Annotated in this window: 25 protein-coding genes; 15 read left to right on the top strand and 10 right to left on the bottom strand. The window is 43.0% G+C overall.

What is annotated here, in order from left to right; genetic code table 11:
• Nucleotides 1-417 carry a hypothetical protein gene (locus M472_RS35305; protein ID WP_021070672.1) on the top strand — a complete coding sequence of 139 codons (417 nt, stop codon included), beginning with the start codon at nt 1-3 and terminating at the stop codon, nt 415-417.
• Between the two features lie 119 nt (nt 418-536).
• Nucleotides 537-1,805 carry a serine hydroxymethyltransferase gene (locus M472_RS35300; protein WP_031301773.1) on the top strand — a complete coding sequence of 423 codons (1,269 nt, stop codon included), beginning with the start codon at nt 537-539 and terminating at the stop codon, nt 1,803-1,805.
• A 310-nt stretch (nt 1,806-2,115) separates the two neighbouring features.
• On the opposite strand, the gene pdxR is transcribed toward M472_RS35300, so the two are convergent.
• Nucleotides 2,116-3,555 carry a MocR-like pyridoxine biosynthesis transcription factor PdxR gene (pdxR, locus tag M472_RS35295; protein WP_021070670.1) on the bottom strand — a complete coding sequence of 480 codons (1,440 nt, stop codon included), beginning with the start codon at nt 3,553-3,555 and terminating at the stop codon, nt 2,116-2,118.
• A 256-nt stretch (nt 3,556-3,811) separates the two neighbouring features.
• Here pdxR and M472_RS35290 point away from each other — a divergent pair, with 256 nt between their 5' ends.
• Genes M472_RS35290 through M472_RS35280 form a run of 3 tightly spaced genes read left to right on the top strand, consistent with a single transcriptional unit; the run spans nt 3,812 to nt 6,465 of the window.
• Nucleotides 3,812-4,945, top strand: coding sequence for an aspartate aminotransferase family protein (locus tag M472_RS35290; RefSeq protein WP_021070669.1), 1,134 nt, complete (start codon nt 3,812-3,814; stop codon nt 4,943-4,945).
• On the top strand, nt 4,935-5,819 hold the full coding sequence (locus tag M472_RS35285) for a PfkB family carbohydrate kinase (RefSeq protein WP_021070668.1): 885 nt from the start codon (nt 4,935-4,937) through the stop codon (nt 5,817-5,819). Before M472_RS35290 ends, M472_RS35285 begins: the two co-directional genes overlap by 11 nt.
• Entirely contained in the window at nt 5,806-6,465 is a 660-nt protein-coding gene (locus M472_RS35280; protein WP_021070667.1) for a phosphatidylserine decarboxylase family protein, read from the top strand. The genes M472_RS35285 and M472_RS35280 overlap by 14 nt, the downstream gene beginning before the upstream one ends.
• Nucleotides 6,466-7,309: 844 nt before the next feature.
• Here the strand turns inward: M472_RS35280 and M472_RS35275 are convergent.
• The 3 genes from M472_RS35275 to M472_RS35265 are packed head-to-tail and all read right to left on the bottom strand — an operon-like array spanning nt 7,310 to nt 12,748.
• Nucleotides 7,310-10,513, bottom strand: coding sequence for an error-prone DNA polymerase (locus M472_RS35275; RefSeq protein WP_021070665.1), 3,204 nt, complete (start codon nt 10,511-10,513; stop codon nt 7,310-7,312).
• A gap of 5 nt (nt 10,514-10,518) precedes the next feature.
• Nucleotides 10,519-12,012, bottom strand: coding sequence for a Y-family DNA polymerase (locus M472_RS35270; protein ID WP_022829363.1), 1,494 nt, complete (start codon nt 12,010-12,012; stop codon nt 10,519-10,521).
• Nucleotides 12,005-12,748 carry an ImuA family protein gene (locus tag M472_RS35265; RefSeq protein ID WP_021070663.1) on the bottom strand — a complete coding sequence of 248 codons (744 nt, stop codon included), beginning with the start codon at nt 12,746-12,748 and terminating at the stop codon, nt 12,005-12,007. Before M472_RS35265 ends, M472_RS35270 begins: the two co-directional genes overlap by 8 nt.
• 99 nt (nt 12,749-12,847) lie before the next feature.
• On the opposite strand from M472_RS35265, the gene M472_RS35260 reads away from it, so the two are divergent.
• Nucleotides 12,848-13,669: an XRE family transcriptional regulator gene (locus M472_RS35260; protein WP_021070662.1), complete on the top strand. Its 822-nt coding sequence runs from the start codon at nt 12,848-12,850 to the stop codon at nt 13,667-13,669.
• Here the strand turns inward: M472_RS35260 and M472_RS0122850 are convergent.
• Nucleotides 13,635-14,048 (bottom strand): PH domain-containing protein, encoded by a 414-nt coding sequence (locus M472_RS0122850; protein ID WP_022829362.1) that lies wholly within the window; start codon nt 14,046-14,048, stop codon nt 13,635-13,637. The two genes, M472_RS35260 and M472_RS0122850, sit on opposite strands and share 35 nt — an antisense overlap.
• A 148-nt stretch (nt 14,049-14,196) precedes the next feature.
• Between M472_RS0122850 and M472_RS35255 the strand changes: the two genes are divergently transcribed.
• Nucleotides 14,197-14,682: a BON domain-containing protein gene (locus tag M472_RS35255; protein WP_021070660.1), complete on the top strand. Its 486-nt coding sequence runs from the start codon at nt 14,197-14,199 to the stop codon at nt 14,680-14,682.
• 21 nt (nt 14,683-14,703) lie between these two features.
• Complete coding sequence (locus M472_RS35250) at nt 14,704-15,126, top strand: SH3 domain-containing protein (protein WP_021070659.1); 423 nt, start codon at nt 14,704-14,706, stop codon at nt 15,124-15,126.
• Nucleotides 15,127-15,558: 432 nt separating this feature from the next.
• Here M472_RS35250 and M472_RS35245 read toward each other — a convergent pair whose 3' ends face one another.
• From M472_RS35245 to M472_RS35235, 3 genes are all read right to left on the bottom strand, one after another.
• The gene (locus M472_RS35245) at nt 15,559-16,569 is read right to left on the bottom strand and encodes a YCF48-related protein (protein WP_021070658.1); all 1,011 of its coding nucleotides are present in this window, start codon (nt 16,567-16,569) and stop codon (nt 15,559-15,561) included.
• Nucleotides 16,570-16,578: 9 nt separating this feature from the next.
• The gene (locus M472_RS35240; protein ID WP_031301768.1) at nt 16,579-17,238 is read right to left on the bottom strand and encodes a YceH family protein; all 660 of its coding nucleotides are present in this window, start codon (nt 17,236-17,238) and stop codon (nt 16,579-16,581) included.
• 261 nt (nt 17,239-17,499) lie between these two features.
• Complete coding sequence (locus M472_RS35235) at nt 17,500-17,802, bottom strand: GIY-YIG nuclease family protein (RefSeq protein WP_021070656.1); 303 nt, start codon at nt 17,800-17,802, stop codon at nt 17,500-17,502.
• A gap of 250 nt (nt 17,803-18,052) precedes the next feature.
• On the opposite strand from M472_RS35235, the gene M472_RS35230 reads away from it, so the two are divergent.
• Genes M472_RS35230 through M472_RS35220 form a run of 3 tightly spaced genes read left to right on the top strand, consistent with a single transcriptional unit; the run spans nt 18,053 to nt 21,164 of the window.
• Nucleotides 18,053-18,958: a histone deacetylase family protein gene (locus M472_RS35230; RefSeq protein ID WP_021070655.1), complete on the top strand. Its 906-nt coding sequence runs from the start codon at nt 18,053-18,055 to the stop codon at nt 18,956-18,958.
• A gap of 30 nt (nt 18,959-18,988) precedes the next feature.
• Complete coding sequence (locus tag M472_RS35225) at nt 18,989-20,050, top strand: nucleoid-associated protein (RefSeq protein WP_021070654.1); 1,062 nt, start codon at nt 18,989-18,991, stop codon at nt 20,048-20,050.
• On the top strand, nt 20,034-21,164 hold the full coding sequence (locus M472_RS35220) for a DUF3810 domain-containing protein (protein WP_021070653.1): 1,131 nt from the start codon (nt 20,034-20,036) through the stop codon (nt 21,162-21,164). Before M472_RS35225 ends, M472_RS35220 begins: the two co-directional genes overlap by 17 nt.
• Before the next feature lie 27 nt (nt 21,165-21,191).
• Here M472_RS35220 and M472_RS35215 read toward each other — a convergent pair whose 3' ends face one another.
• On the bottom strand, nt 21,192-21,824 hold the full coding sequence (locus tag M472_RS35215; protein WP_021070652.1) for an NUDIX hydrolase: 633 nt from the start codon (nt 21,822-21,824) through the stop codon (nt 21,192-21,194).
• On the opposite strand from M472_RS35215, the gene pyrE reads away from it, so the two are divergent.
• The 4 genes from pyrE to trxB all read left to right on the top strand — a co-directional run bounded on the left by pyrE (nt 21,823) and on the right by trxB (nt 25,074).
• Nucleotides 21,823-22,470, top strand: coding sequence for an orotate phosphoribosyltransferase (gene pyrE, locus M472_RS35210; protein ID WP_021070651.1), 648 nt, complete (start codon nt 21,823-21,825; stop codon nt 22,468-22,470). The two genes, M472_RS35215 and pyrE, sit on opposite strands and share 2 nt — an antisense overlap.
• A 92-nt stretch (nt 22,471-22,562) precedes the next feature.
• Nucleotides 22,563-22,958, top strand: a complete 396-nt coding sequence (locus tag M472_RS35205; protein ID WP_021070650.1) for an SRPBCC family protein — start codon at nt 22,563-22,565, stop codon at nt 22,956-22,958.
• Nucleotides 22,959-23,155: 197 nt separating this feature from the next.
• The gene (locus M472_RS35200; RefSeq protein ID WP_021070649.1) at nt 23,156-24,094 is read left to right on the top strand and encodes a 3'-5' exonuclease; all 939 of its coding nucleotides are present in this window, start codon (nt 23,156-23,158) and stop codon (nt 24,092-24,094) included.
• Nucleotides 24,095-24,111: 17 nt separating this feature from the next.
• The gene (gene trxB, locus M472_RS35195; protein ID WP_021070648.1) at nt 24,112-25,074 is read left to right on the top strand and encodes a thioredoxin-disulfide reductase; all 963 of its coding nucleotides are present in this window, start codon (nt 24,112-24,114) and stop codon (nt 25,072-25,074) included.
• A gap of 57 nt (nt 25,075-25,131) precedes the next feature.
• Here trxB and M472_RS35190 read toward each other — a convergent pair whose 3' ends face one another.
• On the bottom strand, nt 25,132-25,497 hold the full coding sequence (locus M472_RS35190) for a DUF4180 domain-containing protein (protein ID WP_021070647.1): 366 nt from the start codon (nt 25,495-25,497) through the stop codon (nt 25,132-25,134).
• Nucleotides 25,498-25,529: the final 32 nt, after the last annotated feature.

Here is a 25,529-nt window from a genome sequence, read left to right as displayed (position 1 = left end):
ATGGAAGCGAAGAGCAAAATATACATATTTATGGACGAGGAGGTGCGTCCACTGGCTGTAGTGACTGCACCTATTCATATCGAGATCGATACCCGAAAGCTCGTTGATGGTAAGCATATCTTAAAGTTAGTCAGTAAAGACCCTTCCGGTAAGGAAGGAATACGGACTATTCCTTTTGAGGTGCGTAATGGTCCGGCAATAGCCGTGGAGGGGATTCAGGAGGATGCTGTGGTCGATGGGGTAGTTCCCATTATGATCAATGCGTATGGTAAAGGAGATCAGACGTCTTTTCTGATATCGGGCAGCGAGACTCCGCAGACGATTCCCTTTTGGGTGTGGATTTTACTTATTTGCTTTATTGCCTGGTCGTTGTATTATTTGGTTCGCTATATGAATCTCCCTGTCGTGGATATGTAGGAAGGTCACTGGATCAGTAGCTATTGCGTATTCTGTACCAGCAATACCATCCATTGGAAGCTTACTTTTGCGGAAAATAATAACGACACTCTGTATTTAACTTAAAACTTTTACGCATGATGGAATTAGACAACTTTATTTTTGATCTTATCGCACAAGAGCAGGACAGACAGATGAAAGATCTGGAACTCATTGCTTCAGAGAACTATGTAAGCCCGCAGGTGATGCAGGTGACAGGTTCTGTATTAACCAATAAGTATGCTGAGGGCTATCCGGGTAGGAGGTATTATGCCGGTTGTGAGGTTGTGGATCAGGTAGAACAGGCCGCTATAGACCGCATAAAAGAGGTATTCAATGCCAGTTACGCCAATGTGCAACCACATTCCGGCTCGCAGGCCAACGCAGCTGTATTGTCGGCCTGTCTTAAGCCGGGCGATAAGATACTTGGATTTGATCTGGTGCAGGGTGGGCACCTCACGCATGGAGCCTCGGTCAATTTTTCAGGCAAGTTATACAAAACCAGTTTCTACGGCGTCGATAAAGAAACTGGTTTTTTAAATTATGACCAGATTCAAGAGATTGCCTTGCGGGAGCGTCCGAATCTGATTATTGCAGGAGCAACGGCTTATTCCCGCGATATCGATTACCAGCGGTTTAGGGCCATAGCGGATAGTGTAGGTGCTTTATTGTTGGCTGATATTGCGCATCCAGCAGGACTTATTGCTAAGGGGTTGCTGTCTGATCCAATCCCGCATTGTCATGTGGTGACAAGTACAACTCATAAAACTTTACGTGGGCCGCGTGGAGGAATAATATTGATGGGGGCTGATTTTGAGAATCCCTTTGGGCTCCAAGATAATAAAGGGAATATACGCATGATGTCGTCACTGTTAGACGCTTCTGTTTTTCCTGGAAATCAAGGCGGACCATTGATGCATATCATAGCTGCTAAAGCGGTTGCTTTCGGCGAAATACTTACAGCAGAATATGATAGCTATATCCGTCAGGTACAACGGAATGCCAAAGCTTTTGAAAATGCCCTTCGCACCCATAATTTTGATATGGTATCCGGTGGTACAGACAATCATTTGCTACTGATTGATCTTTCCAGTTGGTCTATATCCGGACGAGAAGCCGAATTAGTTCTGAATAACGCGGGTATTACTTTGAATAAGAATATGATTCCATTTGATACGAAATCAGCGTTGCAGACTTCTGGGATCCGGGTTGGAACACCAGCGATTACGACACGTGGATTGCTCGAAAAGGATATGGAGACCATTGTCGATTTGATGGGGGATGCATTGCGTAGCAAAGACGATGCAAACAAGCTGAAGGGGATCAAAGAGAAGGTGAGTAGCTGGATGATGGACTATCCTTTGTATTAATTATAGCGTTTATCGTCATTACGAATGAAATGAAGCAATCTCATTGTTGATAAGGGATTGCTTCGCTTCATGTTATTTCGCTCGCAAAGACAGATTACCTACGGTGAACTCGCAAGCTCGGTTTGTAAACTATCTCGTCATACCGAGCGTAGTCGAGGTATCTAGAAGCCATATAATTAACCATATGCAGTTGATAGACCCATTCGACTCCACTGCATTCCGCTCAGGGTGACGTTGACTGTCATTAAAACTCCCATGTATTTGTTGAAAAACTTACCTCTCGCAATGACGCAATCTAAAGAAATCTGTCTTACTTGGCCAATCTTGCCTTTGCCAATATATCCGCAAGTGCTATGATTCCCTCTTTTATCTGTTCTTCGGATACAGAACCATAGCCTAATCGAAGTCCTTCATATCCCGTATGTTCGTAATAGTTAGAAGGATGTAAGATGGATATTGATTTTTCTGTTAATCTGTCAAACACCATAGTCCAGTTGACGGGGTATTGGGGACATATCCAAAACGCAAGTCCGCCCTGAGGTATATGGTAACTGACCTGTGTGGCGAGGTGCTCATCCAACATTTTCACCATAAAGCTTTGTCTGGATTGGTAATGAAGAGTCGCTTTTCGTATATGGCGTTTTATGGTTCCGTCTTTTATGAGCTCGAGCACAGCCTGTTCCATGATACTATCGCCTTGAATATCTATGATACGACGTAGATCAATAATGCTGTCCAGCAGTTTTTGGTTTTTGGTGGCGAGATAACCTATCCGAAGGGCAGGTGCAACGACCTTACTTAAGGTGCCTATATAGACTACATTTTCCAATTCGGAGAATGCCGAAATGGGTTGTAGTGGACGATAACCAAAATGAAATTCATAGTCATAATCATCCTCGATAATGGTAAATTGATATTGATTGGAGAGGCTGACCAGTTCCAACCTGCGTTGTAAACTCAGTGTCACTGTAGTCGGGTATTGCCGATGTGGAGTGAGGTATATTGCCTTTATTTTGGGGTTTGAAGCGAGATGCGGTAGGATATCTTCAACGACAATTCCATCCGAATCGACAGGAATATAAATTAGATTCGCTCCCGCTTTTTCAAATGTTTTCCAGGCTGAACTATAGCCTGGTGATTCGACGATTACATAATCTCCCGGTCGTAAAAGACACTGTGACACCAGGTACATGGCCATTTGGCTTCCTCGCGTGATGCAGAGCTGATTTTCATGCAATTGCATGTTTCGCTCTTGGTTTAACATGCTTGCGATGGCTTTTCTAAAGTCCAGGTTACCGTTAGTTTCTGAATATCCCATCATCTTCCAACGGGCGTTTCGTTTGAAAATCTGTCGGTAGGCCCGTCCAAGTTGATCTACAGGCGCGATTTTGCTGTCCGGATGGCCATCATCAAAAGGAATGTGCACAGGGAGCTGTGGTTCAGGTGCAATGCCGCTTTCCGCTTGTAGGGATTTTGATTTTGAAGAAATTGGGAGATTGTGCGAGACAAAGGTTCCCCTTCTTTCCTGGCTGGTTAGCCATTCCTCATTGAGCAATACCTGAATAGCCTCAATAACCGTGTTTCTGTTGACTTGTAGGCTGTTAGCCAGTGTTCGGCTTCCCGGAAGGGCGGTGCCTTTAGGGAGGCGACCTGATTTGATACTTTCGATTATAATATCCGCTATCTGCAAATAGATTGGTTTTGTAGCGGATTTGTCTATTTCTATATCAAGTGTCCAGGGTCTTAACATGTCGTGTCAGATTTAAATTGTTTGCTGGTCCAAAGATACGATTGTTTACAGATGTTTTCTATACCAGATGGTCCGCTGTTGGTCTTCTTGTTTTTGTAATGCGCTTGTACATAGCATCTTATCATTTTTGAGTTGTTTTTGGTCTGTGGCTTTAAAGTAAAACTGGACTGGTTGGATTATCGAATTTAGACGGAATTTCGTCTTTCCAAAAGATGATCGTCAGATCTCTAGTTATAGTTTTAAATTTTAGCATTGTATGAACCCATTTGCCGTATTTCAGAAGTCCAATATTCATATTGTAAGCGCTCAAGGTAGCTATGTGTATGATGAAGAAGGACGAGCTTATTTGGATATGTATGGTGGACATGCCGTTATTTCTATTGGTCACGGTCATCCACGCTATGTCAACGCTGTGCGACAGCAATTGGATCGTATCGCTTTCTATTCCAATGCTGTCGAGAATAAATTGCAGGACCAGTTGGCGCTGGAGTTGGGGAAGCAGTCCGGCTACCCGGAGTACAGCGTGTTCTTTTCCAATTCGGGGGCTGAGGCCAATGAAAATGCCATTAAGCTGGCTTCCTTTCATACTGGACGCAGTAAGGTCCTGGCGATGTCCAATGCCTTTCATGGACGTACATCTGCGACAGTTGCAGCGACTGATATTGGCTCCATGCGTGCTCCGATCAATGAAAATTTCAACTTTGTTTTTACGCCCTTCAACGATATTTCGAGCCTTAGAAAGCAATTGGAGACGGAGGTTTTTTGTGCTGTTATTATCGAAGGAATACAGGGTGTAGGTGGTATACATGTGGCAGATGATCTATTTTTAAATCAAGTACGGTCAGCTTGCGATGACACGGGGACGCTACTTATATTGGATGAAATACAGTCTGGATATGGGCGTTCAGGCCGTTTTTTTAGTCATCAATATGCGGGTATAAAACCTGATTTGATTACGGTGGCAAAAGGAATTGCGAATGGATTTCCTATGGCCGCAACCTTGATATCTCCTTCTTTTAAACCCGTTATGGGGCAATTGGGGACGACTTTTGGTGGTAATCATCTGGCTTGTGCAGCAGCTATGGCCGTATTGGAGGTCATGAAAGACGAGGAGTTGCTCCATAATACGGCTGTGGTAGGGGATTTTCTGCAGGAGGCACTGAAAAAAATACCTGGAGTGGAGGATGTCCGCGGTCGGGGATTGATGATTGGGGTGGAGTTTGAAAAAGATATAACAGCGTTGAGAAAGAGCCTCTTGTATCAAGAGGGCGTGTTTACAGGGTATGCCGGAAACTATACGCTACGGTTGTTGCCAGCCCTGACTTTTAGCCTGGAACAGGCGCAGGTATTTCTAGAAAAACTAAAAAGAGCATTAAAAAATGAAGGATAAAGACGCTAAAATAGTGAGTGTACAGAGCCTGGTTTCTACGGGTTATGTGGGAAATAATATGGCTATGTTTGCTGCACAATTGCACGCATCGGATGTCTGTATGCTTCCTACTGTCCTGTTGTCCTCGGCTACCGATAACCCCGATTACAGGGGGGATGTGATCGCAGCTGAACTCTTTTCGGAGCTCGTAATAGGGATGGATTTGGGGTTGGATAAGACCATATCCCATTATTTTATAACCGGTTATATCTCTGCTGTAGCCCTTGTTGATACTACTGCTGTATGGATTTCTTCCTGCAAGGATAGCGGGTGTGTAGCCTATTATATCTATGATCCGGTCTTTGGTGATTTCCGTACTTCAGGGCTGTACCTGTCCGAAGATGCGGTTGCTCACTCCCTAAAAATGCTGCTTCCTCTATGCGATATTATGACCCCAAACCACTTCGAAATGGAGTATATATTAAGGGGTAAATTTGAAACTCAAGAAGAATTAAGTGAATTATTGACGCATTTTCCGCTGCTAAAAGACAAGAAAATCATCATTACAGGAGCCCATTTACGGGATACACCGGAGGGATATTTGGAGAATTTGTTGGTTATTGATGGGCATATTGAACGGTTTATGGCCGCCCGTATACCTATAGAAGCGGTGGGAACAGGTGATCTTTTTACCGCGTTGGTGACCGTAGAATTGAAAAATGGACGGTCAATATCGGAGTCTATAAACTATACGACGGAGTTTATTTCGGCAGTTTTGAGTCGGGTAAATGCGCGTGATTCGACCGAAATAAGAGCGGAAGATCTGCTGTATGCAAAGGAGAAAATGAATGTTTTACAAATTTATAAAGGAGGAAAAATAGATGAAAATTCATAAGGAAGGAAGCGCTTCCATAGGGATAGCGATAGGTATTTATGTACTGTTAAATCTACTGTCATTTTATTTTTTTTATGGGATTTCACCTCTTATCAGTTGGTCGATTTTGCTGTTGATCACCGTTCCACTAGGGCTCGTTATTTACTTTTTTAGGATCCCTTTTCGGGACCACACAGGTAGTGATGAATGGGTAATTGCACCTTGCGATGGCAGGGTGGTAGCGATCGAAGAGGTGGAGTGTGATGAGTATTTTGAAGGTAGGAGAGTCCAGGTTTCTATCTTTATGAGTGTGCTGAATGTGCATGTCAACCGGTACCCCATAGGAGGGAAAGTGATTTATAGAAAGTATCATCCGGGTAAATATCTCTTCGCTTGGCACCCCAAATCGTCTACCGAAAATGAACGCTATTCGACGGTTCTACAACATAAAAATGGGCAGCTTATTTTGGCCAAACAGATTGCAGGAGCTTTAGCAAAGCGCATCGTGAATTACAGCGAAGAAGGGATGGAAGTGAAGCAAAATGAAGAGCTGGGGTTTATCAAATTTGGGTCTCGAATGGATGTATTGTTACCATTGGGTACAGAGGTGTTGGTGAAGCTTGGAGATAAACCTAAGGGAGGAGTTACACCTATCGCTAAGTGGTGAAAACTATATTTACTTTTTTGTTTATGTAGTTTATGATATATACTTGATTATAATATTTTTAAATTTTTATTTATTGTTTTATTAACAAATTTTCAATGCATTAGGAGCGTTTTAAGCCATTTACGCTGTGTTTTTCTGTATTGACTTTGTTTTATATGTAAAGTTTTACTTCTTTTGTTTTTGTTTAAAGTATTATATATTAAAGGTTAGTATTTTTCAATTATGAAATTCGTAATTGTATTTTGAGCTTATTTTGAGATGCGGTTTTACGAAAAACACTCCAGGTGAGTGCTTACTCTCTTTTTGACTTTATGAACTGTGTTTCGACAAGAAATGCAGTTCTTGGATAGTTAGAAATCGAGTGTAATTTTAATGCTTTTTTTTGACTTTTTCCGAAGAGATTATAGGGGGATACATAGTAGATTTTCTTTCTAGGCAGTACATCATTCCGATTCGTGGAAAGGTATATGGACTGCCTAGATGCAAGCAGGTCGTTAGATGTCTCCACTATGATCCCCGATATATCGGGACGCAGCGAGATGACGGCAAAATTATCAAATAAACAGAAACTGTTTTTTTGTCATGTACCCTTGTATGGAGTACGGATTTTTAGAAATACGGAAAATTGTCAAGCGTTGGTTTTTCAAAAATGAAAACGGAAAAGCTGAGGGTGGAAGTACAAGGTTGCGTCTGATATGGGGAAAAGAAAAAAGGTTTTCAAACGGGGAGAATGAAAACCTTTTGTAACCAATTATAAACCTAAATTATGATACCACAAAGATAGTGTATGTATTACACATTTGCAAGTCTTTTTTAATTTTTTTTAATAATATGTTTTTACGGATCACTTAAAATCTCTTGATGGGAATAGCTCTCCTTGGATTCCACTTGTGCTAATTTTGTCTGTAGCTTTTTTTTCGTAGGTCGAAGTTGATTTCTGTATGGAGCCTATGTCGCGGCTTCGGGTTTTTATCGCTAAGAGATGATTCATGTTGTGACAGGATTCTACGACGACATGGATGACCTCGCCTTCGATCTGAAGTTTGCCGGTGACGAGTAGCAGTTGGGATTGTAAGATGACTTTGCGATAGGTCTCAAAAATCTTTGCCCATACCACGAGGTTTGAAAAACCGGTCTCGTCCTCGATCGTTATGAAGAGGACGCCTTTGGAGGTGCCCGGTCTTTGGCGAACCGTAATCAGTCCGCAGACTTTTATCCACATGCCATCACGCATGTCGCTGAGTTTGGCAGAAGGGGTGACATGGAGAGCGTCCAGATTTTTTCGGGCAAAGCTGACCGGGTGTGCCTTGAGCGAAAGTGTGGTGCTCGCATAGTCGGCCATGACATGTTCGATCGGTGACAGGGGTGGTAGTGTTACTTCGGTTTCGAAAGTGCTGTTCGAGGCTTGTCCGGTAAACGCACCCGTCGGATGGTCTGCCAAAGCTGCGACCTCCCAAAGTGCTTGCCTTCGGTCTAGACCTATGGAACGAAAAGCATCGGCATCGCTGAGCTTTTCCAGCGCACTTAAAGTGACGCCGGCTTCGAATACCGAATTGACCGATTTATAAGCCTTCTGACGGCCTTTTATTAAAAGATGAGCATCTGCCTCATCTAAACCTTTTACTTGTCTTAGACCGAGCCTTAATGCGTGATACGACCCCGATAGCTCTTCCAGTGTGTTGTCCCATTCGGAATGGTTGATATCTACAGGTCTGACCTGCACCCCATGCTTACGTGCATCGATGATAATCTGAGCCGGAGAATAGAAGCCCATGGGTTGGCTATTGAGCAAAGAGGCGGCGAACACATCAGGGTAGTGATACTTGATGTAGGAGGAAACATATACGAGCAGTGCAAAACTGGCGGCATGGCTTTCAGGGAAGCCATAACTTCCAAACCCTTCCAGTTGTCGGAAGACGCGTCTGGCAAATTCTTCTTCATAGCCATTATTGACCATTCCCTCCACGAGCATGCGTTCGTACTCGGCGACCTTGCCTTTGGATTTGAAGGTGGCCATACTGCGACGGAGCCCGTCGGCTTGGGCAGGTGTGAAGCCTGCGGCGACGATGGCGATCTCCATAGCCTGCTCTTGGAATAGGGGAACGCCTAAGGTTCGTTTCAGAATAGCTTCTAGTTCGGGCGAAGGATAGTCTTCTGCTTCTTCTTTATTTCTTCTTCTCAGGTAGGGATGTACCATGTCACCTTGGATCGGTCCTGGGCGTACAATGGCGACTTCGATAACCAGGTCATAAAAGTTTTCAGGTTTCAGTCGGGGCAACATGGACATCTGCGCACGGCTTTCAATCTGGAAGACTCCCAATGTGTCAGCGTGGCTGATCATTTCATACACGTCTTTATCTCCTTGGGGTATGTTGGCTAAGGTCATCTCTCGACCGTAATGCTGTTTGACCAGATCAAATCCTTTACGGATGCAGGTGAGCATGCCCAAGGCGAGTACATCTACTTTGAGGAATCCTAGGGCTTCGATGTCGTCCTTGTTCCACTCGATGTTGGTTCGGTCTTCCATCCGAGCATTCAGGATAGGGCAGAGTTCGGCCAGGTTGTTTTGGGTGATGACAAAACCGCCTGTGTGCTGCCCGAGTTGCCGGGGGAATCCGATGTAGGTTTCGGTGAGTTCGAGCACCTTTCGCAGGAATGGATCCTTTGCGCTGAATCCTTGTGAGGTCAGTTCCTGTCCGTTGAGCCATTCTTCCGTCAGTTCGTACTTGGACTTGGCCAGATGGTCTACAGCATCCACGGAGAGCCCCATGGCCTTACCGATATCCCGGATGGCCCCCTTCCAATGCACTTGGGTTACTGTGGCTACGATACCCGAGCGGTGGCGTCCGTATTTGTTGTAGATGTATTGCATGACTTCTTCCCGACGTTCGTGTTCAAAATCGACATCAATATCAGGTGGTTCGTCCCGTGCGTCCGACATAAATCGGGCAAATAAGAGATTAATGTTTTTGGGATTCACCGAAGTGATACCCAGGCAGTAACATACGGTCGAGTTGGCTGCGGATCCGCGTCCTTGGCATAGGATCTCCCGTTCGCGTGCAAAGCGTACCAGATCGTATACGGTCAGGAAGTATGAGGCGTAATTCTTTCGGGCTATGAACTCGAGTTCCATCTCTATCGTTGCTTTGATCTTTTCGGGTATATCCCCGTCGAATTGTTGGTCAGCACCTTTCCAGGTTTGATACACCAGTTCTTCCTGTGGTGTTCTCCCTTCGGTGGTAATCTCTTGCGGATAGACATATTTCAGTTCGTCCAATGAAAATCGGCATGCTTGTACAATTTTTAACGCATTGTGGATGGCCTGTGGGTAGTTGCGAAACAGGCGGTGCATTTCGTCTATCGGTTTGAGGTAGCGTTCGGCATGAGCGTGTAGACGGTAGCCTGCTGTGTGGATGGTGCATTTTTCCCTCACGCAGGTCAGTACGTCCTGGAGCTCACGGCGCTCTGGATTGTGGTAGTGTACGTCATTGAGGGCGATGATGGGGATATCAAGTTCTTCCGATAGCTGGTTTAGCCGAAATAGTTTTTTGTGGTCGTCCCCATTGTACAGAAAAGACGCGCCTAGGTAGATCATGCCACGCAGGTGCTCTTGGTATTGCTTTAGTATCAGGCTGAATTCAGGTTCAAAGTCAAAGGCCTCGTTTAGCGTTTTTGGTGGTAGGATGATGAATTGTGTACCTGCAGCATAGCGGAACACATCTGCGCTATACAGGTGACATTCTCCTTTTTCAGCACGAAGATTGCCTGTTGTGAGTAGCGTCGAAAGGTTGCTGTAGGCTTTTATGTCGGTGGGGTAAGCTAGTAAGGTGGGGCCATCGAGTAGATCGAGCCTGCAGGCCGGGATAAAATGTATATCCTTTTCCCGTGCTGCGCGATGCGCACGTACGATTCCGGCAAGGGTATTGCGATCGGTTATGGCAATCGCTTTGTAACCGAGCTGTACCGCTTGTTCTACCAACTCTTCGGGATGTGAACCTCCCCGTAAAAAAGAAAAGTTGCTGGTAGTTTGTAGTTCTGCATATTCCATTGTGTTTATGTAAAATAACCATGAAGAAACCATTCAGGATCCCCCTGCCCGTAATATCCGGAACGGAATAGCCAGTATCTGGCTCCTTTTTCATCTTCCACACGGTAGTAATCCCTCGGTTGTTCGTCGCTGATCCACCATTCCTGCTCGATGCGCTCGGGCCCATCCGCTTTGACAAGCTTGTATATCTTTTTACGGTGCCTAAAGAGTGCCGGTGGGTAATCGGGAAGGGGAACCATGACCTCGATAGGTTCGGGATGTGCCAGTAGGTGTAAGGGGCGTAATGCATGCCTGGGCCAGTCGGATTGGGGCTGTGTGTCTAAGGATGAGGTGGGCTCGATTGTCCGTTCGGGCCAATGGTGGGCGGAAGGTAGAAAGCGATGGATAGATCCAGAACCTATCTTGGCTGCAATATTGTCCAGCAATTCGGCAATTTCCGATTGCCCGCCTTTGGTCTGCCAAAGACCTTCCTGTGGAAGGATGCTGTTTTCTATCAACGTAGCTTCCAAAACAAACAGCTCTATGCCCAGAGCCGGTTCTATGTTGGGGACTTTGAGGTCAAACAATTTGAAAAGGTGGGTGGGGTTGGAGGAAGCTCTTCCTGTGCCTATGTGGATTGTTTGTACATTGCCATCGATCCGGTATCCCCTGAATACCGCTTGACGAAGTCCCTTTTCTTCTTTCCTCAGTCTATCACACAAGGTGGTTAAGAGACGCTCTAAGGCTATTTGAATACCTGTGCTGGTGGATATGGGGTCTAAGCAGGATAATCGCTCCTGATAGCTCGGTATGGGCTCTATAGGGCTGATGTGTTCCTGTTCTGTTCCTAATGCTTGTCCTAATCGGCAGATAAGTTCGTCTCCAAAACGCCGTCTTAATGTGCTTTTGGGGATATGCATAAACTCTTCGATATAACGAAAGCCTAATTTATGAAGACGTTGCTGTGTCTGTAGGGAGATTCGGAGTGCAGCGGGAGGCAGTCCGGATAGGGCCTGTGCCTGTTGTGCTGTAGAAACGATAGTGAGCCTTTGGGTATGCCGGGCTACCGCCCAGGCTGTGCCTATGGTATCGGCAATTGCTGCCTGAGCCTGATAACCTCCTTGAGCGATCCTGTCGATAATGTGATTGCCGTATTTTTCTTCTCCTCCCCAGAGGTGTGCACAGCCCGATATATCGAGGACAATGCCATCAGGAGCTTGTAGGTCTACTATGGGGGCAAAACGGATGCACCATTCCCCGAGAGCCTGTAGTGTTTGGTTGAGACTGTTGGCGTCATAGATCGCAGATTCCAGCTGGGGCAATATGGCTTGGGCATCGGCCAGCACCATGCCGCAGGATATTCCTTCCTGTAGTGCAGGTCTATTGGCAGCTTGTATTTTTACACGGCCATTTTGGGCAAGGGTGAGTACAAATGGAGCTTTCCTTCGTTCGGGCTGTTCTTTCTCTGCTCGATCGGTTCCGAAGAACGGAAGCCAGATACACATGTAACGTCTAGGCATATTGTTCGTGGTTTGGTCGTGCTGTCGTTGGAATTGTCTCTTTGGATAGATGTACCAGTCGATTGTTTTGCCAACTTACCTGCCATTTTCCAGGGCGGCCGTTGCGGACTTTTTCTAGAGAGACCTCCCAGGTCGGGTAGCCTACGCCAGGTAAACCGTCTGGAACACGGCTGGCCATGGAGCGTATTTTCCACCGGGATACGCAGGCCAAGGTATTTTCATGACGAGGGCGTCTTCGGTGTAAGAAACCTGTAACATTGCTTTTCTCTACGGCGAGCTGTAATCGTTGGGATTCGGAAAAGCTTACTTCTTCCATTTCTGCGACTACGGCTGCTAATGCGTTACATTTGAGGGCTTGCTCCATAACCCATAAGGCGTCTTTGTCCTGTGTGATGTCTATAAAGATGATTTGGTGTGGGGCTATTCCGAAATGGGTTAAGCCAATAGGAGACAGGCTGCGTTTGGTGCTGATCCAGAGACAGAAATTGCCGGCGTGCATGAGCTTGGCAACTATACTGGCAATAAAGCCATTGGTTGCGGTGGCATGAACTGCAGTAGGACTGATGAACTCGTGTACTGCGGCTGTAGGGAATGTCCCGAATGGAAAGGCGGATTCTATGTCGGCCAAACCAAAGTCAATACGGTTTAATATCCCCGTATGGGGTTTGAAACCTTCTAATTTTAGAATCTTTTCCTGAAGCTGTCTTATTATCTCTTGTTTTGCTGTCCCTTCCATATACTACACCCTCCGTATTTAATTCATTTTTGTATCTATCGCATTGTTTAGTTACTTTTGTTATTAATAATAACAATATAGTGTTATCTATAATAACAAATGAAGTCGGTAAATCAAAAAATATTTTTTGCGTCTAATATTAAATTCCTTCGGATACGACAGGGATTGAGTCAGGAAGCCGCAGCAGAAAAATTGGGATTGACAAGAGCCAAGTTAGCTTCTATTGAAGCGGGGAATACCAAGGCGCCTCAGCCAGAGGATTATCTGAATTTCTCTAATTTTTTTGCTGTAAGTATAGATACCCTGCTCAAGGTTAACCTTCCGCTATTGGGCGAATTAAAACTGAGAGAGTTGGAGTCGGGCAATGATGTTTTTATAAAAGGGGGGAATCTTCGGGTATTGGCCATCAGTGTAGATAAAAGTAATAATGAGCATGTGGAATATGTACCGATCAAGGCTAAGGCAGGGTATGCGGCCAGTTATGCAGATCCTGAGTTTATAGCCAGTTTGCCTAAATATTCATTGCCTCATCTACAAGGGGGGACTTACCGTATTTTTCCTATTGTAGGTGATTCGATGTTGCCGATTCCAGATGGAAGTGATGTTACGGGAAGTTATGTGGAAGATTGGACAGCTCTTCCTGCCGGTACACCTTGTATTGTGCTACTAAAGGGGCAACAGGATTTTGTATTCAAGTTGGTGAGCTGGCTTCCTGAGGGGCAGTTTTTGCTGTCGTCGCTTAATCCTGCATATCGTCCCTATACAGTAGCTGTGGAGGAGGTATTGGAGGTATGGAAATTTCATGCTTATAGTACGCGTGTTTTTCCAGATGGACAATCGGACTTATCGATGGTTATGGCTGCAATAAAAGATCTGGAAAGACATGTTAGGTCTTGTACACAACCTCGATCTTTGGATTGATCTCTTGAATGGTGCTGATAAAGTCGGCTTTGTCCTTTGGCGATATCAGGACAGAATCAAAGCTGTTAAAGAAAATTTCTAATCGATCAAGGGATGCAGCTGGTGAACTGACCATATTGTTGGTCTCTACGATTTTTCGGACGCTGTCTATAGGGATATTTTTTTTATAAAGTAGACCGCTCCTGATTTTTAATACCTTCTCTTCGATGGTATAGTGCGTGTTAAGCAACGTAGGGAGGCATATTGCGGAGGTCAGTAATAAAAGAATTATAGCTTCCCATACATGCGTGCGATGGTATAACATAATGGCAGGCGCAAGTAAAATGGCAACTAGAAGTAAGATTAGCAGTCCTGTGCTGATTTTTGATTTAAAGACCATTTTTTTGTTGTTTTGGCTATAGTGGCAACTGTTTTGCTAAGATACAATATGTTTGGTGTTCTTAATCCTGTCGAAAAAAATAAATCTCTCCCCAAAACAAATGCAGTGCTTAACTGTTTTTTTATTGAAATTTTAAAACAATAGAATTATGAGTTTAAGAAAAGTATTATCCATGTTCCTGGTGGCTGGGGTAGTTGCCTTTGGAACAATTTCTTGTAAGTCCAAGGTGTCGGATGCTGATTTAAAAGCGAAGGTAGAAACAGCTGTTAATGCAAGTCCAGCTGTGATGGTGGACGTTAAGGATGGTGTAGTTACCTTGACAGGTACAGTAGGTTCAGAAGATGAGCGAATGGCTTTGGAGAGTTCGGCCAAAGCTGCGGACACTAAAGGCGTAAAATCTGTTATCAATAATATCACCGTACAGGCTCCTATAGAAATCAATACCAATGACGCAGACCTGACTGCTAAGATTGTGGATGCAACAAAAGATTTTCCAACGGTAAAAGCTACAGTAGCAGGTGGTGTGATTACGGTTACAGGTACATTGGAGCAGGCGCGGGTTATGGTTTTGAAGCAATCGTTGGATGCCTTGAATCCGAAGAAAGTGGATATGTCGGCGTTAGTTGTTAAATAGTGATTTTTAAAAAAAAGAAATATGTCTTTACTAAATAAATATAAAGTTTTGATTGATACCGCTAATGCATCAGGTATCAGTGATCTGCAGATGGCAGAACAGGATGGCGTTTTACAAATAAGAGGTACAGCTCCGAATGCCGATGTCAAGAATAAACTATGGGATATCTATAATCAGATAGACCCTAATTTTTTGTCTGGTGATGTAGTTATGAATGTAGATGTGTCTACAGCGGTAGCGGGTACACAAGCTCGAGTCATTACTGAAAGCTCAAATCTCAATGTACGTAAAGGACCAGGGACAGATCAGCCTATTGTAGGGAAAGCTGCAAAGGATGAGATTATTACCTTGATCAGCAGAGCGAACAGCCAATGGTGGTTAGTACGTACGAAAGATGGGGAAGAGGGATACTGTTATGCGCAATATCTGGAGCCTATCGGATAGGTTATAAGTTTAAAGATTTTCTGTTTTTAATTTTGCAAAAGCCCTATACTATACAATAGTATAGGGCTTCGCTGTTTTTGTCGGAAAGTGTATGTGATATTGATTCGTTTTAACATTTTAGGGCATAAATGAGCTTACTTGTCTCTTAAGTAAACGGTTGGAAGATAAGATACTTGTATGTAGATAGTCTTTAGATAGTATTAAGAATGTACTAAGACAGTAACTGTGTACGAATTGCTTGTAAAGTCCTAGTGACTTGGCACCAAGGAATACATGGAGTGAACACGGACTCAACATGGACTCAACACGGATTCAGCTGCCTTTGGGTAACTCTCGTTGTTGCCTTGTAGGAGGCTACTTGTCGAATATAAGGAATAATTTACCAGCTGTTGTTTTAAAATGTAATAGCTGGTAAATTTTATGCTAAAAGGGTTATAAGATGAGCTTGAAAATATTGCCATTGGAACCTGTTAAGTATATGGTTTTATTATCAGGGCTTTTGCTGATTGTGTTAAAACTATCTTGGGATATGTTCTTCCAGTTCATCCCTCCATCGTAGGAAATGTCTGTGCCAGATGTTCCGGTGGCCAGTACGATTTTTTCGGTGATATAGCATACATCCGAACGGTATCCTAGCACAGGTGTGTCTGGTCTGAACCAGTTTTTACCGGCATCGTTTGTCAAAAGTATGCTGTTACTATTGTCCTGATCGGATAGGTAGTCGCCGCCTACTGCGATTCCGGTGTTGGGATTAATGAAGTCAATCGCAAATATCCCTGCAGAGGCTTTGCCCGCTACAATAGGGCAATCGTATTTGTCAACGCGGAGGGCTTTGGGGTTCAGGTCAAAAAAGCTGGCATATCTTCCTCCTGTTCCGATATACAGTCTTTCTTTCCATTGTTTCATAGAGGAACCAGAAGCTGCAAATGCGGCTTCTCCTGAATCGGCAAAGAGTATGAACTCGTTGCTTACATCTTTCCAGGAGTCTCCCTTGTCGGTGGTTTTTAAAAGCTGGAAGGATCCATCGATAGGGTCGCCTAAAATATAACCTGTTTTTCCATCTAAGGTCAGGTCGTCCAAGAAAATATCAGGCCGGTTATCTTCATAGACTTTGGTCCATGTTTTTCCCGCATCTTTCGTTTTTAGTACAATGGCAGGAGAGCCGACTCCCATGATTAGGGCTTCCTTTTTGTTGATGATCGCAATATCTCTGAAATCATTGTTTTCATACCCCATGGGATTTACCCATTTCCAGCTCTTGCCTTTGTCGTTAGAGTAGCCCACGGTTCCTTTGCTTCCGGATACCCATACGGTCTCTTTTCCATAAGTTGCCAACCCTCTGAAACTGGAAGGCTTGTTTTCTACTAGGGGTACAAAGGTCTGGGCAAAACTTATGGTTAGCATGCCGAATACTCCGACAATCAGGGAAATTGTTCTTTTCATTGTTTGTTTTTAGCTTAATTCTGCCATAAGCTTATTGAATTCTTCGCGTAAGGTTGCTAGTTCTGTTTCTAATGTTGTTACCCGTTCTTCTAAAGCTTGTACCTGAGCGCTTGATCCTGTGGAGACTGTTGTAGCACTTGTTTCGTAGTCTTCTTCGTTGAATTCGCCAAAAAGATGGATGTATCGGGCTTCTTTCTGTCCAGGACGTTTGGCTAATAGCCTGACATAGGGTGTTTCGTCTTCTGCGAGTTTATTTAATAATTCCTGTACTTCATCTAATGTTTCGAATTCGTAAAGCCGCCCTGAGTTGGAGTTGATCTCTCCAGCCGTAAGGGGGCCTCTTAAGAATAATAGACATAGAGCTGCTAATTCGGCAGGTACTAGAGGGTATTGAATGGCAATATTGTGCTTGTATTTGGTGACGCGTGAACCTCCCCCTACTACAGTAGAGACTAACCCGCGGCGTTTTAAACCATCTAAAGTGCTGATGATGGTGCTTTCATCATAATTCACCACGGGTTTGCGCGATGTTTTTTGGTTACAGGCTGCTTGCAGACTGTTGATGGTCATGGGGTAGTATTCGGGTGTAGTTTTCGACTTTTCTAACAGGCATCCTAAGACACGGACTTCTTCTTGGCTTAATTGAGGTAACGTTTTTATTTCTTCCATTGTTGTCTGTAAAGTATAATTGTTTTCTAAGATAAGAAATATTCGTGTTTGGCAAAGTGCAGGGGCTGTGTTTGTTGTTATTTCGGTATTATTAGGATTGGGCGGCTGTGCTTTTGGATAGATTGGTTTGCTACGCATCTGCCTTCGGCGGTCGTCGTTCCTGTCCGACAAATCGAAGCAAGTTCTTGTAATGGTGGTGGATTATTAATTACTATTTCGTCATTACGAGGATCCGCAGGTTGGCGGAGACGAAGTAATCTTTTACCAATGCTTGACTTCTTTTTGGTATAAATCTTCCCAACGCGGATTTAGGGTTTCGATTAATGTGATTTTCTTTAATCTACTTCCGCCTTTAATCCTCTTTTCTTCATTAATCGCTTCTTCTATGCTAGGGTAAAATTTATAGTAGACGAGTTTACTTAGTTTATAACGTTTAGAGAATGCGTGCTCATGGGTGTGGTTTATATGTTCATAAATCCTCGATTGAATGTCGGACGTAACTCCTGTGTAGAATGTGGTGTTATTATAGTTGGTTATGATATAGACGCAACCTCCTCTTTCCATAATGTTTGGTTTATAGTGAGTTAAATATACTAAAGCTTATTGTATTTAGATGTTTATTAGATTACTTCGTTGTTCCTCCTCGTAATGACGAGGAGTTAAGTTGAATAGATGATTTCGTCGTTCCTGTCCGACAAATCGAAGCAAGTTCTTGTAATGGTGATAGCTAGTTGCTATGTTCGGGTTGTAAGAAGTAAATAATTCCCCGAATTATTTACTTCTTCGTATTTTCGTGGGTTGAAAATATAACGAATTGCTGAAAATCGCTTATCATACCCAATATGTTCACCCTGTACGTGAAGGACATCGCTTTCCGATGTTGAAGTATGAACTGATTCCTGAACAGCTTTGCTACGAGGGGCTGGTCTCTGCTGTTAATTTTTTTGAGCCCGAAATGGTTGATTTTGAAACAGCTGCGCTAGCTCATGATGTAGGGTATTTGCGTCGGTTGTTTGATTTGACGTTGGATGTAAAAATGGTGCGGCGTATAGGTTTTCCGTTGACACAGGAATTGGTCGATCGAGAACGTTATCTAGTAGATGGAACCCTGAAGTCTGCTTTGTTTGCGTTGGACTATGGTATCTCCTTTAATGTGGCTGGAGGTACGCATCATGCAGGTCGCGATTTTGGGGAGGGGTTCTGTCTGATGAACGATCAGGCTATAGCGGCTGCTTATCTGTTGGAGCAGGGATTGGCAACACGTGTTTTGATTATTGATCTGGATGTGCATCAAGGTAATGGTACGGCACATATCTTTAGTGGTATCCCTGAGGTGTATACTTTTTCGATGCATGGGGACAAGAATTTTCCTTTTATCAAAGAGCGCTCCGATAGGGATGTTGCTCTGGAGGATGGAATCCAAGACGAGCTGTATTTGAGGCTGTTGAAAGAAAATCTGGCCTTCCTTTTTGAAACGGTCAATCCTGATTTTGTTTTTTATCAAGCAGGAGTCGATATCTTAAGTTCGGACAAGCTTGGAAAATTGAAGGTGTCTGCTACCGGATGCCGAGAGCGGGATAGGATGGTGTTCGAAAGCTGTAATGTACGAAAGGTTCCGGTACAGGTCAGTATGGGTGGTGGGTATTCAACGCAGATTCGTGATATTGTCAATGCGCATGTCGAGACTTATCGTGCGGCAATTGCTATTTTTGATTTCTAATTTTTAACTTCTGACTTTTAATTTTATACTATGTTTTTTTATCAAGATGCCTCTTTTGAAAATTTATCCATACACCATGTCGGTAATAAAGCCAATGATGAGTTCTATATCTTATCCGAAGCTCCTGTGGATTTAGTGGGGGATGAGGTATTGCCGGATTTATTGATGCAGTACTTTATGAAGCCTTTTGTTAAGGCCAATGAGGTGTATCGTTTTTTTCATCCGAATGAGGAATTGCAACTTAACGAAGTCTATCACTTCAGTAAGAAGTTTTTCGATCGGGAGATTGATTTTCATGAGTTTTCGCAACAGGTCACTAAGCATCTGTACGAGGTGTCCGAACATCCTAAGATTAAGCCAGGGGAGGTGTATGTGGTATCGCTAAAGAATGTGCAGATGGAAGGAGAGGATTGGAGTGCTGTGGGGATCTTTAAGTCAGAGAATAAAGAAGCTTATCTGAAAGTATATCCGGAACAAGGGGGCTTTCAGTTGAACTATGAGCAAGAGGCTATCAATATCAATAAACTGGATAAAGGGGTCGTTATTATCAATACGGAAGCTGAGGAGGGGTTTAAGGTGCTTGTCGTCGATCAGACGAATCAGTCGGAAGCGGTATATTGGAAAGATAATTTTCTGCAGCTTAAATCCCGGAATGACAATTATCAACAGACGGGAAATCTGATGAAGGTGTATAAAAACTTTGTCAATGAGAAGTTGGATGAAGTCTTTGTGTTGGAGACTGCAGACAAAATAGATTTGTTAAATCGGTCTATGAATTATTTTAAGACGAAGGAGACATTTGATAGTGCTGAGTTTGAAGAGGAGGTTATTGGTAATCCTCAGGCCGCGGGCTTGTTTAATGAATATAAGCAGAATTTTGAAGATGAGTTTGATTTGCCTTTTCAGGCTAACTTTGAGATTGCAACTCCAGCGGTAAAGAAAATGCAGTCTTCCTATAAGTCGGTTATTAAGCTGGATAAGAATTTCCATGTTTATGTACATGGGAAACGGGAATATTTGGAACATGGGTATGATGAGGAGAAAGGGATGAACTACTATAAGTTGTATTACGAAAATGAGAGCGAGGGGTAATAATCATCGTAATATTAAGTATTATGTGCTTTTGGGGGGGACTGTACTTTTCCAATTTGGGCTGTTCTTTTTGAAAGACCAACCGGAATGGATAGAACGGTATTATTCGCGAGGGTTCTATCCGCTGTTTTCTTATTTGTCTGTTATTCTCTTTTCTTGGCTTCCGTTTAGTGTGGGCGATTTACTTTATTTCCTATTTGTCCTCGTTATTGCAGGATTGTTTATAGGGATGATGCGATCCTTGGTAAAAAAGAACTGGCAGAAAGGAGGACGATATGTATTGCGTCTTTTGACTTTCCTTTGTGTGCTGTATACTTTTTTTTATGTGAATTGGGGGCTTAATTATTATAGACTACCTATTACAAAGCATCTGGGGCTGGATGTTGATGAGACGCATGCGGATGATTATAGGGATGTGCTGGGGAAGTATATTTTGATGGCTAATACATTGCGGGATCAGCTAGATCTAAAAGGTCAGTCCCGATTGGGGGTGAGGGCGGATCTGCAGGAGTATATCCGGCAGGATACGGTATTTACTCCTTTGCTGTCCAAGACTCAGGTGCACGCAAAAAGTCCTTTGTCGAGTGCGTTGGTTTCTTACTTTACGGTGTCTGGATATTTCAATCCGTTTAGTATGGAGGCCCATGTTAATCAGGAGATTCCTAATTCTTCCTATCCTTTTGTATATGTACACGAGTTATCTCATCAGATGGGAATTGGATTTGAGGATGAGTGTAATTTTATCGCTTTTCGTTTGTTGGTGGATCATGAAAATGGCTGGTATAGATATGCGGCGTATTATGCTGCGATACAGAGCCTTTTGAGGCCTTTGTATGGAGATAAGGAGCAACTGGAACGTGTTCGAGATCTGCTGTCAGAGAAAGTGCGTGCAGACTTTAAAGAGGAGTATGCCTTTTGGCAATCCAAACGTGGTTGGGTAGAGCAGCTTTCAGGTCTGTTCTACAACCAATATTTACAGCGTAATAATCAACCTGAGGGGTTGGCGCGCTATGATATGATGGCTAAGCTTGTTGTTGCTTGGGAAAAGCAGAAGCGCCATGCATTGTCTACCGAAGACCTAGGTAGACTGTATGCTCCTCCGGTAGTCAATTAGCGCTAGCGGAGGAGCTGTAGACCTAATTTAGTCTACAGTTTTTTTCTTTTTCTTCTTCTTTATTTTTTCTATAATTTCAGTAATTAGCGGGTAGGTGTTGTCTTCTACTTTATCTAATTCTCTCGGATCAAGCCAGATTGCCTGTGTGATATCTTCTTCGGTTTGGGGGATTAATTTAGGGACTTTGTTTACTCCCATTTCATACCACTTGGTTTGCTTTAGGACAAATTTGCCACGCATATAGTAGGTATGGTAGGTTGTGGCAATCTTGGGTCCGAGGTAATTTACTTTGATGCCGCACTCTTCTTCCACTTCGCGAAGAGCTGCATCTTTCATTTTTTCGGACTCTTCGACTTTTCCTTTCGGTAAATCCCATTTGTCGAGCCTGTAAATGAAGAGGTAGTCGCCCTCTCCATTTTTCACCAATCCACCTGCTGCATGAATTATTTTTGTGGTGGCAAGTATATTTTTTAACACTTGGTTAATGTTTGGGTGTACATACAGGTAGGTTATGTCGTTATTTTTCGTGATACTGTTGAAAAGTTTTTCCATATCAATATCTTGTAAACCAATAGTTTGTACGTTTCCTTTAATAGAGGGGGCAAAATCTGCTAAAATTAGCAGGCTTTGGTTCATATAAATTTTATAAATTTGCGCCATGAATAATTTTAATGAGGTTGAACAAAAAATTGCTGAATCCTTATTGCAAATTAAAGCAATAAAATTACAACCTAAAAGTCCTTTTACTTGGGCATCTGGGTGGAAGTCTCCAATTTACTGTGATAATCGTGTCGCATTATCACATCCAGCTATCCGTACGTACATACGTCAAAAGCTTTCTCAGTTAATCCAAGAGGAGTTTGGATCGGTCGATATGATATCTGGTGTGGCAACTGCAGGTATTCCTCAAGGGGTATTGGTGGCGCAAGATCTAGGTTTGCCTTTTTCGTACGTACGTAGTAGTGCCAAAGAGCATGGCCGTCAGAATTTGATCGAAGGAGAGGTCGTTTCGGGACAGCGTGTGGTTGTTATCGAAGATCTTGTCTCTACTGGAAAAAGCTCATTGCAGGCGGTAAAAGCTTTGCGTGATGCAGGATGTAATGTTGTCGGATTAGTTTCTATCTTTACCTATGGCTTGGACGTTGCAACTACAAATTTTGCGGAAGCAAAATGTCCATTATTCAGTTTATGTGACTACAATGCGCTTATTCATGTGGCCGTGGACAAAAGCTATGTACTGGAAGCTGATATAGCCATTCTGGAGAAATGGCGTGTCGATCCTGCAAATTGGACTCCAGAAGTTTAAATGTAGCGTTATAAGAAGGTGACAAGAAGTATGATTCGTATTAAAAAGTGTTTTCATCTTTTATCTCACCTTAAAATATAAAACTTTCAAAGATGACTATTATTCAAAACAATGTCGTTATAAACAGAGCGGTGGCTGATGTTTATTCTTTCTTGGCTGACTTGAACAATCATGAACAACTGATGCCCGAGAATATCTATAATTGGACATCGACAGCTGATGAGGCTCGTTTTACTATTAAAAATATGGCAAAACTGGCGTTGAGGATAAGTTTGCGTACGGAGAATAAGGAAATCATTTGTGTGCCTTCAGAAGAAGCTCCTTTTGAGATCAAGTTGGCTTGGAGATTGGAAGAGCAGGGAGCAGAAACAAGAGCTACATTTGTCATCGAAGCGCAGCTCAATATGATGATGAAAATGATGGCTTCAGGACCTTTGCAGAAATTGGTTGATCATCAGGTTCAACGATTGAAAGAGACGTTGGGATAATGAGTTTATCTAAAATGAAATAAAAAAGAGGGTGGAATTTTTTCTGCCCTTTTTTTATTTTTTAAAATCTAGGAAGATTTGGTAGGAATTGTCGTAAAATTTTTGGTTTTGGATCATTTTTGTTGACAGGAGAGTGATATTGTAACGATTTGGATTCAGTATTTTTGTATGTACATATTTAGAATTATCTTTAGCCCATGGAATTAAATTTGAGAAGACCGTTAGCCTTTTTTGACTTAGAGACAACAGGTGTTAATATTGCTACGGACAAAATTGTTGAGATTGCTATCGTGAAAATATTGCCAGGAGGGGAGGAAGAGGTGTATACTAAGAAGGTTAATCCCGGTATTCCAATTCCGCCGGCTTCCTCCTTGTTTCATGGTATTTATGATGAGGATGTTAAGGATATGCCATATTTTAAAGAGCTTGCCCAGGAGATAGCAGATTTTATAGGAGATGCTGATCTGGCAGGATATAATTCCAATAAGTTCGATGTTCCTATGCTCATGGAAGAATTCTTGGCTGCGGGAGTTGATTTTTCTTTAGAGGGACGTGCTTTTATTGATGTACAGAATATTTTCCATCAGATGGAACAGCGTACGTTAAAGGCTGCCTACCGCTTTTATTGCGATAAGAACTTAGACAATGCACATCAGGCTGAAGCGGATGTACGTGCTACATATGAGGTTTTGAAAGCGCAGTTGGATAAATATAATGGTGTCGCTTTCGAGGATAAACATGGCGAGGTGTCGTATCCTGTGGTCAATGATGTGGAGGCATTGCATACGTTTACGAATCTTTCTAAGCCAGTAGATTTTGCTGGCCGTCTTGTATATAATGAAGAAGGGGAAGTGACCATCAACTTTGGCAAGCATAAGGGTAAAAATATCACAGATGTGTTCGATGTGGAGCCGAGTTATTATGCTTGGATGCAAAACGGGGATTTTCCGCGTTATACAAAAAAGGTTTTGGAAAACATCTGGAATACACATAGAAGTCAAAAGAAGGATGTTAAGGTGAAGGATGCTGTGGGCGGTGAATCTGGTAAGCGTGAGTTTAAGAAAAAGGTGGATGAACCTGGCAAGCCTATCACAAATGATATGTTGAAGGGACTACAGAATAAATTTGGGAAGTAATATAGAATATAAAATAGATGAATACACAACAAGAGATTGAGCACGTAAAGTGTCTAATCATTGGCTCAGGTCCGGCTGGATATACTGCTGCCATTTATGCGGCTCGTGCCGATTTGAAACCTGTGGTCTATACGGGTATAGTACCTGGAGGACAGTTGACACAGACTACTGAGGTTGATAACTTTCCTGGATACCCTAATGGTATTACAGGTCCGGTAATGATGGAGGATTTACGTGCACAAGCAGAACGTTTTGGTACGGATGTGCGTTTTGGTTATGCGACTAAGGTTGAGTTTTCTAAAGACGGAGGAATACATAAAGTAGAAATCGACAACATTAAAACGGTTACAGCGGAAACTGTGATTATTGCTACGGGCGCAACTGCTAAATATTTAGGATTGCCTTCTGAAGAAAAATATAACGGATTCGGTGTTTCGGCATGTGCGGTATGTGACGGTTTCTTCTATAAAGGGCAGGATGTGGCTATTGTAGGAGCTGGAGATACAGCAGCTGAGGAGGCTACTTATTTGGCTAAATTATGTAATAAGGTACATATGTTGGTGCGTCGGGATGAATTCCGTGCATCGAAAGCTATGGTACACCGCGTGATGAATACGAAGAATATCGAGGTGCATTATAACAGTGAAGCAGAGGAGGTATTGGGTGATGGACAGGTTGTAACAGGCGTACGTGTGGTCAATAACCAAACGAAAGAGACGAAGGATTTGGAAGTGACGGGTTTCTTCGTTGCTATCGGACATAAACCTAATACAGATCTGTTTACAGGTGTGTTGGATATGGATGAGACGGGATATTTGATAACGAAGCCTAATGTGACAGCGACCAATATTCCAGGTGTATTTGCTTGTGGCGATGTACAGGATAATGTATACCGTCAAGCGATTACTGCTGCGGGTACGGGATGTATGGCAGCTTTAGAGGCTGAGCGTTATTTGGCTGCTAAAGAAGACGGCGAATAACATTTTTGAATAGAATAAAAAAAGGGATTTTCTTTTCGAGAATCCCTTTTTTTATTTCTAATGTAGTCCACCAAAGAGTTCGAGTGCTTCTTCTCTAGAGGCTACAAAGTTGATGTGCCTTGTGCGGTTGCTTTCTCGTATAAAGTCCTGTAGACTCTTGCTTTCGTAAATGGTAAAATCTCCTACTATAGCTAGACGTGCTCTATAGGTGGAGAATTTTTGCAGAATATCACCTGCGAGTTTGGTCTTCAGATTAAAGAAGTTTGGGGTAATGTTTTCTTGATATAAGATTAATTTGTCTGCATCATTGTATAGACAGCTCATCATTAGGTTTAAGGCATCTTCCTGGTTTTGGATAAAGATATTGTCTCCAATTACTTCAGCAATTTGTCCTTGTTGACTAGGGATGTGTTTGATTTCCATAGTGTAGTTGTTTGGTAGTAAATATAGTAAAT

The organism is Sphingobacterium paucimobilis HER1398 (assembly GCF_000416985.1).
Classification (GTDB): Bacteria; Bacteroidota; Bacteroidia; order Sphingobacteriales; family Sphingobacteriaceae; genus Sphingobacterium; species Sphingobacterium paucimobilis.
This window is presented reverse-complemented; position numbering and strand designations above follow the sequence as displayed.